The organism is Aliiglaciecola sp. M165 (assembly GCF_007197995.1).
In the GTDB taxonomy this organism is placed as follows: domain Bacteria; phylum Pseudomonadota; class Gammaproteobacteria; order Enterobacterales; family Alteromonadaceae; genus Aliiglaciecola.
The window spans coordinates 235408-250513 of record NZ_VKKH01000007.1 but is presented as its reverse complement, the minus strand read 5'-3'; the positions used below and the strand labels follow the sequence as shown (position 1 = coordinate 250513).

Sequence of the window (15106 nt, the reverse complement as noted above, 5' to 3'; positions counted from 1 at the left end):
AATTACAACAGGATCAAGTTGATGGGTGCTTTTGAATGGTGTGTTGCTTCTGAGAATTCCATTATTCTATATGCACGGCAGGGCTCCTTGGCGCAGCGTAATGAACAGATCAGACTCATCAATGAAATACTGTTGGAGAAAAACGAGCTTTGGTTGATCGATACCGTTTTGGCCTACGACTCTTTGCTAGTGCAGATAGATCCATTACAGATTGACTTTTTCGCGCTGAAGCAAGCAGTTGATCTGCTTTTAGACAACACCAAGATATCTGCACATGCACGGTCCTTTCCAAAATCCTCGGAAACGGCTCCAGGACAGATCAAAATCCTTCCGGTTTGGTATCGAGCTCCAGTGAACAACGATCTTGCCCGGGTTGCAAAACATCACAGTATTAGTGTTGATGAGGTTATTGCGCGACACACCGCAGAAGTTTATCAAGTGTATTGCTGTGGGTTTGCGCCGGGTTTTGCTTACATGGGAGAAACCGACCTTTCCATCGCAATGCCTCGCTTAAACACGCCTCGTAAGAAAGTACCAAAAGGAGCTGTCGCCATTGCAGATAGGCAGACTGCAATCTACCCAAATGAATCTCCTGGAGGCTGGAATATTTTGGGGTTGTGCCCGTATGAGTTATTTGATCGTGATTCATCTCCACCCACACGACTAAATGTTGGGGACAAAGTGAAATTTGAAGAGATTGACCAAAAGCAATATCAAATGTTGTTGGCTAAGGGTGGAACATGAGTTCGTTCATGACGGTCGATCATCCGGGCTTATTGAGCTTGGTTGTAGATAAAGAGCGTTTGGGTTTTCAAAATATTGGCATCAGTGCTGGTGGCCCTGCCGATCATTATAGTTGCCATTGGGCAAATAAATTGGTGGGCAACGACGATATATTGCCATGTATCGAAGTAGTTGGTGACGGGGCTCAATTTACTTTCTCTGACGATTGCACGATCGCTATAACGGGTGGAACCTCTGAGATTAGATTGAATCATGCCATTCACCCGAGCTGGCAAAATTTTCAGATTAAAAGTGGTGATAGGCTACAAATACAAAATAGTGCTCTTGGCATAAGGCATTATATTGCGGTGTGCGGCGGATTGACCGTTGAGCCTATTTTTGGAAGTGCCACAGCGGTGACCCGAGACGGACTAGGAGGACAGCGTGGTGACGGCAGTGCCGTTAGTGTTAGCGAAAAATTGGCATATAAGTGCAAACAATTCCCTTGGGCATTACATGCGCCTAAACAGGCAATAATTCAAGCACACAAGTCGTTGTGCATCGATCTTGTAATGGGATATCAGTTTGATAAGTTTAAACCCAGTGGACGCCAACAGTTTTTTAGCAACAACTACACGTTAACGCCAAACTCCAGTCGCATGGCCGCTAGGTTTGCCGGATCGCCTATTCTAAGTCCTAGTGATCCAATTTTGTCTGAGGGCATTGCAAAAGGGGCGTTACAAATACCACCTGATGGTCTACCTATTGTGATGTTGGCGGATAGGCAAACTGTTGGTGGTTATCCTAAATTAGGCAGTGTTACGTCACATGCGTCTGATTTGTTGGCTCAAGCCTGTGCTGGAAGTGAAGTCCAATTTAATCCGATTGATTTCCAGCTGGCGCATAATAAACTTAACTTAAAACACGTCGCAACGCAGCGCCTGTATAGTGAATGTGAAGCAAACAGGCGCAAAGCAGAGTATTTATCATGATCAAGGACACCGCCTATTTAAACGGGGAGTTACTTCCTGTTCACCAAGCCGTTATTTCTCCTTTGGATCGAGGGTTTCTCTTTGGAGATGGGATCTATGAGTTTATTCCTGTTCACGACGGCAAACCTATTGGTCGCGATCGGCATATTCAAAGGCTGATCAATGGGCTGGAAGCAATTAGCATACAAGTCCAATTTATGCTCCGTGACTGGCAAAAACTGATTGATGATCTGATCAATAAAAATGGTGGGGGCGATCTAGGGGTTTACATTCAGGTGAGTAGGGGGGCAGACAACAAACGCCATCATGCTTTTCCAAAAAACGTAAAGCCGACGGTTTTTGCGATGTGTTCTGTGCTTCGAAAGCCTTTGGACAGTAATGAATTGGACGATTTTGGCTGTAAAGTTGTCACACAAATGGACCAAAGATGGCGAAATTGTCATATTAAATCCACTTCACTGCTGGGTAATGTGATGCACTTCCAACATGGACAAAATAAACAAAAGGACGAAACTCTGTTGTACAATGAACAACATATGTTAACTGAAGCTGCTTCATGCAATGTGTTTGTTGTCGATAATAATCACATCATTACGCCGCGGTTAGATCATCAAATTCTTCCCGGAATTACCCGCGCGATGTTAATTGATATTTTGCATGACAAAACTGATTTTCAAGTCACCGAACGAGATATTTCGATTGACGAAGTCAAACGTGCGCAAGAAGTTTGGTTGACAAGTTCGTCAAGGGAAGTGATGCCCATTTTGCAAATTGATGATGTTCGCATTGGTGATGGTAAAATTGGCAATGTCTGTAAACGAGCGCTTGCTGTATTTAACCAATACAAATTTGATTACTAATTTTGTTATCCATCGGAGCTAGATTAAACCCTATATGAGTCGTCCAACCCAGATTCTTATCGATATCTCTGCATTGCAGCACAACTGTCAATTAGCCCATTCGCTATCGCCATCGAGTAAGACCGTAGCTGTTATTAAAGCCGATGCTTATGGTCATGGTGCGATTGAAATAGCCCGTGCATTGCAAAACACCGTGGCAATGTTCGCTGTTTCCAGTTTAGATGAAGCGATGGAGTTGCGCGCTGACGGAATTCGGTTACCGGTATTGCTGTTAGAGGGATGTTTCAGCGCAGATGAGCTGCAGACTGCGTGCAGTCAGGGTTTTCATGTGGTTATGCATAACCAAGAGCAGCTTGTTATGCTCAACCAATTGACCTCAAACCAACATGTGGTGACGTGGCTAAAAGTTGACACAGGAATGCATCGACTAGGGTTTGATTATGAACAGGCAATCACCGCATTTGACTACCTAAATAGTAACGTTTCGGTATCTGATATTGTATTGATGACACATATGTCAGTGGCAGACGAACTCGATGACGGCTTTACTAACAAACAACTTCAACGATTCAACCAATGCCATCAAGCTATCGAAAAAGGTGCAGGTAAGCCTGTCTCAAGAAGCATTGGAAATTCGGCTGCTATTAGCGGGTGGCCTGAAGCTAGAGCTGATTGGGACAGACCTGGGATCATGCTGTACGGTCTGTCTCCATTTGAGAATAAAGTGCCTGAGTGTGAAACCTTACAGCCAGTTATGACTTTTCAATCTCAAGTTATCGCGCTAAGAAAAATAAACCCGGGTGAGACAGTCGGTTACGGCAATACTTGGCAAGCGCAAAAGCCATCAACGATCGCGACTGTCGCAGTGGGCTACGGAGATGGTTATCCTCGAAACGCCAAATCTGGTACTCCAGTCATCGTCAATGGGCAGCGTGGTAAGCTCTGTGGAAGAGTGTCTATGGACATGATCACTGTGGATGTAACGGGTCTGGATAATATTCAGGTGAATAGTGAGGTGGAACTCTGGGGGAATCAGTTGTCGGCAAATGAAGTCGCCCGTTGGGCTGATACAATTGGCTATGAACTGGTCACGAGAATGCCGAAGCGCACACGTCGGAAAATCATTAATCACAACAATTGAATGCGGGTGAGCACAACGCTATGCCCACCCTAAAGTTATTTATTCAGGTTCTTCGTCACAATTTTGGTCGGTACATTCACCATAAAGATAAAGGCTATGGTGTGTTAGCTTCATGTTGTTCTGTGCAGCCACTTCGTCTTGACGTCTCTCAATAATTGGGTCTTCAAACTCGATCACCTTACCGCACTTTAAACATACCAGGTGGTCATGGTGTTTTTTATGACTGATCTCGAAAACTGATTTACCACCCTCAAAGTGATGTCGGTTGAGTATTCCTGCATCATCAAATTGGTTTAGTACTCGATATACGGTTGCCAGACCTATATCTTCACCTTGTTCAATCAGTAACTTATACACATCTTCTGCACTAATGTGTTGATTTTCTGGTTCTTGCAACACTTCAAGGATCTTAAGTCTTGGCAGTGTCACTTTTAAACCGGCTTTTTTTAGTTCTTTGTTTTGATCCATTGCTACGTCTAAGGAGAGATAAGTCGCTTCATTATAGGGAAGTAAAACAAATTTAAAAGAAATAGAGCGCGAAACCTGATAAAGAATATTACGATTGATGGAAAAGTGTGCGTAAATTGGACTATTTATAAACACTCGACAACTGATTGGACCTTTCTCGCAGGGCACGTATTTCCTATGTTATCAATTTGCCCTATACTCAAATTATGTAATTAACATCATACACTTAACATTTCTGCAACTCTGACGATACAAGGTGTAGAATAATTTTGGGAAAAATCATGAATCTCAATGTCGTTGGGCGGATTATTGCCGGATTCGCGTTGTTTGGCTGTATCATTATTGCGACGAATATCGTGTCTTATTTCGGCTTGGCCGAGATTAAAGATTCAGCTAATTCTGTTGTAGAACAAAAAATGCCAGTTCAAGCTCAAATGTTAAAGGTTCAAACCGGTATCCTCAGCCTGGCAAAACTATCCACCAGTGGTTACTTCAAATCGGATCTGAATGGGCTGCTTGAAAATAAACAAGAATTCGAAACTTTATCGGCACAATATAAAGATGATTTGAATGGCTTAGCACAGATTATTAGCCAAAATAAAACTGCCTTCGAGTCTGGTAAAGATGAGTCTTTGCAATATATTGACCTATCAGATCAGATGTATGCGGCTAGAGTGTCCCAACTTGAACTAGATTCACAAATTGCGCGTAAAGCAGAAGAGCTGTTAGCGATTGCTGATGAGTCGAGTGCATTGATGATGGACCTATCTTTTTTAGAAAGTGATGATCCCAATCTCGAGACGCTAATCGGTTCAGGTCTGAATGTCGATAACAAAATCACCACTATCATTAACTCGATTAAAGAATATGTGAATGTTTCCGATCCTGAATTGAGCGAGACCATTAAAGGCGATATTGAGTTTACCTTAAGCAATATCCAAGTTGATTTGGATTATATCAACCGACTGGCCGAAACCATAGATACCGATGGTTACGTAGATTCGTTCAACGAACAGTATAGGTTAATGAATCAAAGCTTCAGTCAGGACAATGGTCTTTTTGCCCTGCAATCACAAAAAATTGAACTGATTATTCAAGCAAGTGAACTTAATGAAAAGGCTGAAGGCCATGTCAACGTTGCAATCGATAACTTCTTTAGCGTTTTTTCGTCAGTTAATGAAGACACGCTTGTTGGTCAAAATGCAATCATTGATACGGTAGAATCGAACATACTCAAAGGTGTATTGCTAGCGCTATTCGCCGTAGCTATAGCGATCGTATTAGGTTTTCTTGCTGCCAACAGTATCGCGAAGCCTGTCGGTCGTATCAACCGAAGTTTATCGATAATCAGTCAAGGCGATTTGACACACAAAGCTTATTCAACCAATGATGATGAATTTGCCGTTTTGGCAGAAAATGTCAACCAACTAACCAAAAGTCTTCATTCTGTGGTGAGTCAAATTCATGATCAGGAAGCCGCACTGGAAAAAGCGACCGAATCAAGTGCCCGGTTAGGCAGTCAAACGTTAACTCAAGTAGAACAGCAAAAAGAACAAGTTAGCGTTGCCGCCAATGACACCAATTCTATCCGCCAGGCAAGTACACACAACACTGCTCAAATTCAAATGGGCATGGAAAAATTACAGAACATCGGTGAGCAGAGTCAAGCTGTAAGCTCGTTGGTCGCAAAAACGCATCAACAGATATCCGAACAGGCCCAGCAAGCCACCCAATCTTCAGATATTATTCACCGTTTAGAGGAAAACAGTAAAAAGATTGGTGGAATTTTGGATGTGATTAAAACCATTGCCGAACAAACCAATTTGTTAGCGCTTAATGCGGCGATAGAAGCGGCCAGAGCAGGTGAGCAGGGAAGGGGATTCGCGGTAGTAGCTGATGAAGTGCGCACCTTAGCGAATCGTACCCATAACTCGACTGAAGAAATCGAAAGCATGATCGCTACGTTACAGGATGATGCTGAGGAGGCTGTGAAAGCAATTGGCGTGGGAAGTGAATATGCTCAGCAAAGTGAAGAGCAAATTCAGATCGTTAATGATCAAGTCAAACAAATTGGCCAAACCATTGATGAATTACGAACAATGAATCAGGAAATTGTCAGTGTCACGCTAGAACAAGATTCACTTTTTGAAAATGTTGCAAACAACCTGTCGAGCATTGTTGAGCTTGCTGAACAAAGTGCTAACACAACTCATGCGTCTACACAGGCGACTCAAGAGTTAGACGGATTGATGAGTGAAATGAAAAAAGCAGTGTCGAGATTTAAGCTGTAATCGAACGAATCAGGTTGTTTTTAATAAATAATGGGCAATTGGAAATGGGCTTTCGATTTTAGGTTCTGAGAGACTCTTATTAGGAGCCGAATAAAAGAAGAACGCTGATGTCCCAAAATTGGGACATCATGGGAGAAGAAGACTAGGCTAATTCAGATAAGCAAAGCTCTTCATTGATCTGCTTACACCAATCTTTTACACGCTGTTCAGTTAGCTCCGGTTGACGATCTTCATCGATACCCAGGCCAACAAAATGGTCATCATCGGCCATACCTTTGGAGGCTTCAAAATCGTAGCCATCTGTTGACCATTGACCAACTAAAATTGCACCTCGAGCCTCGACAATATCTCTGACCATGCCCATCGCATCAAGAAAATATTCCGCATAATCTTCCTGATCGCCACAACCAAAGATGGCTACTAGTTTATCAGTGAAATCGATCTCTTCTAATTCAGGGAAAAAATCATCCCAGTCACATTGGGCTTCACCATAATACCAAGTTGGGATGCCAAACAATAACAAATCAAATTCGGCGATCTCCTCTTTGCTACTTTTGGCAATATCATGCACATCAATCAGGTTTTTTCCCAATTCTTTTTGGATCATCTTTGCGACATGCTCAGTGTTACCCGTGTCGCTGCCAAAAAATAAACCAACGCTTGCCATTCTCAATTTCCTTTATTTAAATCTGTGCGGCCTAAACGCCACTGCTTTGCCAAAATACTTGAATGATACCTTTGGCCAAAAAACCTGCAGCGCCTAGGAACAACACTAAATACACTACTGCTCTGCCAACGAGAGGAACGTCATTCTTTTTCAGCACATCGTGGATTGCAAATCCCATCAATGCAAACAAACCAACCAGTGTAAGATTAAGTACAATAGCTTCGATTTGTTCATAGTACTCACTTAACATGGTTTGCGTGACTCCTAAAAAAACGCGCAGAATATAGCATAAATCTCTGCACAAGAGAAAGGATTGACCTATCGCAAAAATTCGATCACAAGCCGATTAAAGATCTGTGGTTTTTCTGCATGCAACCAATGGCCCGCCGACCCTATGATTTTTGCCTGACTATTTGGAAATAACTGTGTAATGGTTTCTCGGTGCTCAGCGGCAATATAGTCTGATTGCCCGCCTTTTATAAATAACACTGGTTTGGTGTAATCAGAATCACTAACAATTGCTGCAGACAGTTCGTGATAATCCCGTTGCAACATTTTTAAATTAAATCGCCAACGCCAAACGTCTTCCTCTTGATACAAGCTTTTGAGTAAAAATTGACTGACTCCTGGCTCTTTAAGATATTCAGACATAATGATATCCGCCTCTCTACGAGAGGAGATCGCTAGAAGATCAACTGCATTAAGTGCGCGAAAAACATTTTGATGTCTTGGTGTGTAAGCAACAGGTGCGATATCAGCAATGATCAAACTGTCAACCACCTGAGGGTATAACAGCGCGATTTTCATTGCGACTTTGCCGCCTAAAGAGTGGCCAAGGATATGACTGGATTCTATTTCTAATAGGCCTAAAAGCTGAACAATTTTGTTTGCATAGTCGACAAAACTGAAACGCTCGGAAAATGCCGAACTGCCGTGATCCGGAAGATCAATACTTAAAACGTTGAAGTGTTCGTTTAACCCTTTCCTGACCATGCTTAGGTTATCTAGACTGCCAAACAAGCCATGCATTAACACGATATAGGGTTTCTGAGGGCTTTGTTCCGTTAGATGGTAATGTATCTCACTCATTTTAAGCGTACTTACTGAGTGTCATGTTGATCAACGCGGAAATCGTCAATGTCATGACCGCGGGCGATTGCATCGGCAAAAACCCTAGGCATTTTTCCAACACCACTCCATTTTATTTGCTCGCCAGCATTATCCAAATACAGGTATTTAACTCTGCGTTTTTGACGATTTTTAGGTGACATATGCTGGCTATCTGGCGATTGAAAATCACTGATATCTAGGCCAGCCTCTTCCATTTGCTGGTATATCTGCTGAATTTTGAGACGCTTTTCTTGTTCAGCTTTTTGCTCAGCCAGTCTTTTCTCAACCCGCTTGTTGATGATGTTTTCTAGTTTCGCTATCACATTGAGCAGTTGCTCATCTGATAGGCTTTTAGTGGCAGATTGCAATTTGCGCCCGTGGCACAAAACATTCAGAAAGTTTTCCATTTTTTATACGCCCCATTAAGTCACTGAATCACCTAGAGTCCTATTTTTTAGTCAAGATGGACAAGTGGCAAGTCCTATATTCGGTTAAACGTCATTTTAGAATTTGCCGTGCAAATTGACCTTTTACATATTGGGGTAATTGGGCCCGCCAGCTCCTTCAGGCACAACCCACACAATGTTTTGAGTAGGGTCTTTAATGTCACAGGTTTTACAATGTACGCAGTTTTGCGCGTTGATTTGTAAGCGTTTTTCGCCTTGTTCACTCTCAACAATTTCGTAAACTCCTGCAGGGCAGTAGCGTTGAGCTGCCTCATCATATTTAGGTAAGTTTATTTCAATTGGTACGGATGCATCCTTGAGCGTAAGGTGACAAGGTTGATCTTCTTCATGGTTGGTGTTTGACAAAAACACCGAAGACAACTTATCGAAACTGATGACGCCATCCGGTTTAGGGTAGTCAATCTTGTTATATTCTGATGCCAAACCAAGGCTTTCGTGATCCGTTGATTCGTCACGTAAATTCATAAAACTGCGGCCACCTAAAATATTTTGCTCAAAGGTGTTGTAAGCACCGCCCCAGAAAGTACCAAATTTGTGCATCGCGGGCCCAAAATTCCGTGATTTAACTAACTCTTCGTGCAACCAAGATTGTTCAAATTTTTCTGTGTAATCCGTTAATTCTGTGTGCGCTTGGTTATCTTTTAATGCATCAACAATGCTCTGCGCAGCCATCATTCCTGATTTCATCGCCGTATGATTACCTTTAATCTTGGCAAAATTTAATGTTCCTGCATCGCATCCTATCAATAAGCCGCCAGCAAAGGTCATCTTGGGAAGTGAATTGAGACCACCTTTTGCAATTGCTCTGGCACCATAAGAAACCCGTTTGCCGCCTTCCAAATATTGCTTCAAAACTGGGTGTTGTTTGACCCGCTGAAACTCATCAAAAGGGCTTAAGTGAGGGTTTTTATAGTCTAGGTCAATGATGATCCCGACAAGTACCTGATTATTTTCTGCATGATAGAGATAAGAACCACCGCTGGCATCGCTAAGTGGCCATCCTGCAGTATGAACGACTAAACCTTCTTGATGTTTTTCAGGATCTATATCCCAAATCTCTTTAAAACCAATTCCGTAGTGTTGAGGTGATTTACCTTCATCCAAATTGAATTTGCTAATCAGTTGCTTGCCTAAATGTCCACGACAGCCCTCAGCAAAAACGGTGTACTTGGCACGCAATTCCATTCCAGGCATGTAACTGTCTTTGTGATCACCATTTTCGGCAATACCCATATCACCTGTGATGACGCCACCTACGCTGCCGTCATCATTATAAATGACTTCCGATGCTGCAAAACCAGGAAATACTTCAACACCAAGCTGTTCGGCTTGCTCCGCCAACCAGCGACAGACATTGCCCATGCTGACTATGTAATTGCCTTGGTTGTGCATCGTTTTAGGCGTCATGAAATTGGGCAACTTTTTCGCCCCTGTTTCACTGTTTAAGTAGTAAATATGGTCTTCAGTGACCGCAGTGTTTAAGGGCGCGCCTTTATCTTTCCAATCAGGGAACAGCTCATTCATTGCAACAGGATCTAGCACAGCACCAGATAAAATATGAGCACCGACCTCAGAGCCTTTTTCAACAACACAAACCATTAGTTCTTGTTCATTTTGTTGAGCAAGTTGCATAATTTTGCAAGCAGCCGATAGGCCCGCTGGACCAGCGCCGACAATAACTACATCAAACTCCATCGATTCTCGTTCCACAGGTAACTCCCCTTATAGATATATATTAATTAAAGAAATAAATGATTTGTCTACTATCACTGAAAGTTACAAAACATGGCTCACAATATTCACTATTAATATAGATGATAATGCCAATTTTTATTATGTATAGGCCATCATTGCAATGTTAAGAAAATCTATTTATTTCATAAGGATAGATATAAAATCAAGTGTCATTGTTTACTTGTTTTTGGCTCTATTCTAAGTCGTATTTTCATAACACTACCACACAAAAAAGTAAGCTCAAACGGATTTTATGTCGTAAAGACTGTAGACTTTTATTGTCGCTAACAGGTCGAACGAAATGATGTCCTTAGTTGACGCTAACGTAAACAGCCAGTAAATTTACGCCACCCTACAAAAGCGCGTAAATCTGCGCTTTAGAAAACACTCGACACTTAAATCCGATAGAGGTAAACATGAAAATTCTAGTGCCGGTTAAACGAGCCATAGATTACAACGTAAAAGTACGTGTAAAGGCCGACAATTCAGCGGTTGACTTGACGAATACTAAAATGTCAATCAATCCATTTTGTGAAATTGCAGTGGAAGAAGCTGTGCGCCTGAAAGAAAAGGGCGTTGCATCAGAAATTGTTGTCGTGTCTATTGGCGATAAAGCCTGTCAGGAACAAATTCGCACGGCTTTAGCACTTGGGGCTGACCGTGGAATACAAATCGATACCAGCGAATCGCTAGATTCGCTTCAAATCGCTAAACTGCTTAGCAAAGTTGTTGAAGAAGAACAGCCAGGCCTCATTATTCTCGGTAAGCAATCAATTGATTCTGATAACAATCAAACCGGGCAAATGTTAGCTGCTCTGACCGGACTGCCTCAAGGCACATTTGCATCGGAAGTCGTTGTTGACGGTGATAAAGTGAAAGTGACACGAGAAATTGATGGTGGATTGCAAACCGTCGAGTTGTCCTTACCAGCTGTTGTGACAACCGATCTTCGTTTGAACGAACCACGTTATGCGACGTTGCCGAACATTATGAAAGCCAAACGCAAGCCCCTTGATGTGAAAGACGCGCAAAGCTTCGGCGTTGCGCTCGCGTCAAATGTCAAAGTGTTGAAAGTAGAGCCGCCTGCACAGCGCCAAGGCGGTGTTAAAGTTGCGGATGTGGCGGAGTTGGTCGAAAAATTAAAATCAGAAGCGAAGGTGATCTAATGTCAGTACTAGTATTTGCAGAACACGATAATCAACATCTTAAATCTGAAACCCATAAACTGGTTCACGCTGCAAGTAAACTTGCATCAGATGTAGTGGTTCTAGTTGCCGGTTCTAACTGTGCCGACATCGCTAATCAAACCGCAAAAATTTCTGGTGTGAGTAAAGTTTTGCTTGCTGATAAGGCGGAATATGAACACCAGTTGGCTGAAAATATCGCCGAACTAGTGCTTGAACTTGCTGGAGACTACAGCCACATTGCTGCGGCTGCAACCACAACAGGCAAGAATTTCATGCCGAGAGTAGCCGCGATGCTTGACGTTGCTCAAATCTCAGATGTCATTGGAATTGAAAGCGAAGATACCTTTGTTCGTCCGATATATGCGGGTAACGCAATTGCCACAGTGCAAAGTAGTGACACAAAGAAAGTGTTAACCGTACGGGCATCAGCATTTGACGCTGCGGATGAATCCGGGGCGGCGGACGTTGTAGCGTTGGACGTGGTTAAGGCATCGGAAAGATCTTCCTTTGTCGGTGCTGAACTAACCGAATCAGAACGTCCTGAGCTCACTGCAGCAGAAGTGATTATCTCTGGTGGCCGAGGCATGCAAAATGGTGAAAACTTCTCATTGTTAGAAGGCATTGCTGATAAGTTAGGTGCCGCAATAGGCGCATCAAGAGCAGCGGTTGACGCAGGTTTTGTTCCTAATGATATGCAAGTTGGTCAAACAGGTAAAATTGTTGCACCACAACTCTATATTGCCGTAGGTATCTCAGGAGCAATACAGCATCTTGCCGGAATGAAAGATTCAAAAATTATTGTTGCGATCAACAAAGATGAAGAGGCTCCTATTTTTCAAGTTGCTGACTACGGTCTGGTAGGCGATTTGTTTGATGTGCTTCCAGAGCTTGAGGCAGCATTGTAATTTATTGTTAGGACTATTAATAATGCATAAGGGCAGCCATTTGGCTGCCTTTTTTCGTAATAACACGTTTCCCCATCTACAGTTATAAAACACTGCGTTAATTGGCAATATCCATTGCTCAATTAAATCGTATTATATTATTATTGTGCATTGTCATTAATAGTGAGTTAAAAACATGAACCAGCGGTCTTTTTCCCAATTTAGTCTTGGCGTGTGTGATTACCCAGAGCATGTCGACGAAATCGATTGGGCCGAACACGCTAGACAGCAGCGAAAGCTTGGCCTAACTTGGGTCAGACTGGCTGAATTTGCGTGGGCAAAAATAGAGCCCAGTGAAGGCACTTTTGAATGGTCCTGGTTAGACAAAGCGATTGATGTTTACGCTAAAGAGGGACTCTCCATAGTGTTGGGCACACCGACCGCAACGCCACCTGCTTGGTTGATCAGTAAATACCCTGATATTCTGCCTATTGATGAAAACGGACAAGTTAAAAAGTTTGGTTCGCGCCGTCACTATGACCATGCGAGTGAAGTATACCGCCAAGAGTGTCGACGGATCGTAACGCTAATGGCGAACCGCTATGCAACGCATCCTGCGGTAAAAGGTTGGCAAACAGACAACGAACTAGGTCATGAAGGTACAACTGTGTCTTACGGTGGCGCGAGTGAAAAGCGTTTTCCACAATGGTTAGAACATAAATATGGCTCTTTAGAGGCGCTCAACCAGGCTTGGGGAAATGCATTCTGGAGTCAGGATTATTCTGCATGGGAACAGATTAAAGCACCAAATTTAACTGCCGTTCGTCAAGCAAATCCCTCTCATCGACTCGACTACCAGCGTTTTTGCTCGGACATGATAGTGGAGTTTCAGCAACTTCAAATCGATATTTTGCGAGACGTTTGTCCTGAGCATTTCATTACCCACAATTGTGTTATTTTTTCCGCTGAATGTGATTTGTATAAACTCACAAAGCCACTTGATTTTGTCTCATGGGACAGCTATCCGATAGGTATGCTTGAATTTTTTGCTGATTGGGAAAGCGAAGACGTGAAAACAGAATATGCTCGAACAGGTCATCCGGATTTGGTCAGTCTTAATCACGACATTTACCGTGGATTGTGCGATCAGAGATCATTTTGGGTAATGGAGCAGCAATGTGGTCATGCTAATTGGGCACAGTATAATCCAATACCCGCGCAAGGTGCGGTGAAATTATGGAGTGCTCAAGCTTGGGCTCACGGTGCGAGTGGCGTGATCTATTTCCGGTTCCGTGCAAGCCATTACGCTCAGGAAATCATGCATTCTGGCCTGTTGCATCAAAATGGCCAGCCTGATCGGGGATATCAAGAAGTTCAATCCTTCGATCCGGGAATATTTCCGACAAATACGCAAAATAGTCGTGTTGCTGTACTACACGACTATGACAGTTTATGGAGTTACAACCATCAACCGCACAATCAAGATTTGAGTTATTGGTATCAATTTGTGATGTTTTATGGGGCGTTAAGAGAATTAGGGGTGAGCGTTGATATTATTCATCCTACTCAGTTGAAAAATAAACGATATGATTTGGTTGTCAGTCCGGCACTAACATTGTTAACCCCCGAGTCTGCAAAATCTGTTCTGGATGTCGCTCCCTACACAACGTTAATTTTTGGCCCACGAACTGATTTTAGAGATCAATATGGAAAAGCTGCAAAACGTGGACAATTTGAACAACTCGCGCCAATAATTGGCGGAAAATTGATTAATTTTGATTCACTGCGACCAACTTTGCAGCAAGATGTTCAAGAAGAGGATGATTCAAATTGTAGCTTTACTGCGAGTCTATGGTGTGAATCCTATGACGTTGATTCAGCCAAAGTACTGTATTCCTATCGACAGGGTCCACTGCATGGACAGGCTGCAGTAATCCAATACAAACAAACAATTACCATTGGAGCGCTAAGCAAAGGTTTGATAAAAACCATAATCAAAGAGCAATGCGAACAATTGTCGATAAAAATCGAAGAAATGCCAGATGGCGTTAGAGTAACTGATTGCGGAAGTCACGAGTTGGTAGTCAATTTTAATCAGCAACGTTCCAGCTGGAAGGGCATGGCGTTATTGCCAGTAGACTACAAGTTAATCCCCAAAGTGGAGCACTAGAAAAAGCGGGGAAGTGTTATACACTTCCCTTACACTCTGGCTTCTTAAACAGAAACGACAGAGTTTTCGTCAAACGAAACAGGAGACGTGACATAAGCGTCTGCGTTCCAATCGTTTTCCCACTCATTATCATTCAGCAAATAGCGAAACTGATACTCTGAATCTTTCTTCAGTTCAACTGTTGATGAAAAGGTGCCATTTTTAAGCTTTTTCATCGGTAATGCCTCAACATCCCAGTTGTTGAAATCACCGACAAGCTTTACTGAATCGGCGTTTTTCGCCTCTTCTTTTGACAATTTGAATGTGACTTTACATACAGGTTTTGATTTTAAGTACTGCTTTTTGAAGCTCATAAGCTCCTCCTTCATAATGGTAATAAAATTACAATAATGCACATATTGTACAGCAATTA

At 42.6% G+C, this 15106-nt stretch carries 15 protein-coding genes; 8 read left to right on the top strand and 7 right to left on the bottom strand.

Going from position 1 to position 15106, the window contains the following annotated elements; genetic code table 11:
• Positions 1–21 precede the first annotated feature (21 nt).
• The 4 genes from FM019_RS15725 to alr are packed head-to-tail and all read left to right on the top strand — an operon-like array spanning position 22 to position 3716.
• Positions 22–744, top strand: coding sequence for a 5-oxoprolinase subunit B family protein (locus FM019_RS15725; RefSeq protein WP_143836909.1), 723 nt, complete (start codon positions 22–24; stop codon positions 742–744).
• Positions 741–1715, top strand: a complete 975-nt coding sequence (locus tag FM019_RS15720) for a biotin-dependent carboxyltransferase family protein (RefSeq protein WP_143836908.1) — start codon at positions 741–743, stop codon at positions 1713–1715. Before FM019_RS15725 ends, FM019_RS15720 begins: the two co-directional genes overlap by 4 nt.
• A complete protein-coding gene (locus tag FM019_RS15715; RefSeq protein ID WP_143836907.1) occupies positions 1712–2575 on the top strand; it encodes an aminotransferase class IV in 864 nt (287 codons plus the stop codon). Before FM019_RS15720 ends, FM019_RS15715 begins: the two co-directional genes overlap by 4 nt.
• 34 nt (positions 2576–2609) lie before the next feature.
• On the top strand, positions 2610–3716 hold the full coding sequence (gene alr / locus FM019_RS15710) for an alanine racemase (protein ID WP_143836906.1): 1107 nt from the start codon (positions 2610–2612) through the stop codon (positions 3714–3716).
• Between the two features lie 39 nt (positions 3717–3755).
• Here the strand turns inward: alr and fur are convergent, their stop codons facing one another.
• Positions 3756–4184, bottom strand: a complete 429-nt coding sequence (fur, locus tag FM019_RS15705) for a ferric iron uptake transcriptional regulator (RefSeq protein WP_143836905.1) — start codon at positions 4182–4184, stop codon at positions 3756–3758.
• 281 nt (positions 4185–4465) lie between these two features.
• Between fur and FM019_RS15700 the strand changes: the two genes are divergently transcribed.
• Positions 4466–6475: a methyl-accepting chemotaxis protein gene (locus tag FM019_RS15700; protein ID WP_143836904.1), complete on the top strand. Its 2010-nt coding sequence runs from the start codon at positions 4466–4468 to the stop codon at positions 6473–6475.
• A gap of 142 nt (positions 6476–6617) precedes the next feature.
• Here the strand turns inward: FM019_RS15700 and fldA are convergent, their stop codons facing one another.
• The 5 genes from fldA to FM019_RS15675 form a co-directional block, all read right to left on the bottom strand.
• Complete coding sequence (gene fldA / locus FM019_RS15695) at positions 6618–7142, bottom strand: flavodoxin FldA (protein WP_143836903.1); 525 nt, start codon at positions 7140–7142, stop codon at positions 6618–6620.
• 31 nt (positions 7143–7173) lie between these two features.
• On the bottom strand, positions 7174–7392 hold the full coding sequence (locus FM019_RS15690) for a DUF2788 domain-containing protein (protein WP_143836902.1): 219 nt from the start codon (positions 7390–7392) through the stop codon (positions 7174–7176).
• Positions 7393–7460: 68 nt separating this feature from the next.
• On the bottom strand, positions 7461–8231 hold the full coding sequence (locus FM019_RS15685) for an alpha/beta fold hydrolase (protein ID WP_143836901.1): 771 nt from the start codon (positions 8229–8231) through the stop codon (positions 7461–7463).
• An 11-nt stretch (positions 8232–8242) separates the two neighbouring features.
• Positions 8243–8659, bottom strand: coding sequence for an H-NS family nucleoid-associated regulatory protein (locus tag FM019_RS15680; protein ID WP_143836900.1), 417 nt, complete (start codon positions 8657–8659; stop codon positions 8243–8245).
• Positions 8660–8782: 123 nt separating this feature from the next.
• Positions 8783–10429, bottom strand: a complete 1647-nt coding sequence (locus FM019_RS15675; RefSeq protein ID WP_221934386.1) for an electron transfer flavoprotein-ubiquinone oxidoreductase — start codon at positions 10427–10429, stop codon at positions 8783–8785.
• Between the two features lie 440 nt (positions 10430–10869).
• Between FM019_RS15675 and FM019_RS15670 the strand changes: the two genes are divergently transcribed.
• From FM019_RS15670 to FM019_RS15660, 3 genes are all read left to right on the top strand, one after another.
• Positions 10870–11619, top strand: a complete 750-nt coding sequence (locus FM019_RS15670; protein ID WP_143836899.1) for an electron transfer flavoprotein subunit beta/FixA family protein — start codon at positions 10870–10872, stop codon at positions 11617–11619.
• The gene (locus FM019_RS15665; protein ID WP_143836898.1) at positions 11619–12545 is read left to right on the top strand and encodes an electron transfer flavoprotein subunit alpha/FixB family protein; all 927 of its coding nucleotides are present in this window, start codon (positions 11619–11621) and stop codon (positions 12543–12545) included. The genes FM019_RS15670 and FM019_RS15665 overlap by 1 nt, the downstream gene beginning before the upstream one ends.
• Before the next feature lie 175 nt (positions 12546–12720).
• Positions 12721–14694, top strand: coding sequence for a beta-galactosidase (locus FM019_RS15660; protein WP_143836897.1), 1974 nt, complete (start codon positions 12721–12723; stop codon positions 14692–14694).
• A 44-nt stretch (positions 14695–14738) separates the two neighbouring features.
• On the opposite strand, the gene FM019_RS15655 is transcribed toward FM019_RS15660, so the two are convergent.
• Positions 14739–15047: an isoamylase early set domain-containing protein gene (locus FM019_RS15655; RefSeq protein WP_143836896.1), complete on the bottom strand. Its 309-nt coding sequence runs from the start codon at positions 15045–15047 to the stop codon at positions 14739–14741.
• Positions 15048–15106 lie beyond the last annotated feature (59 nt).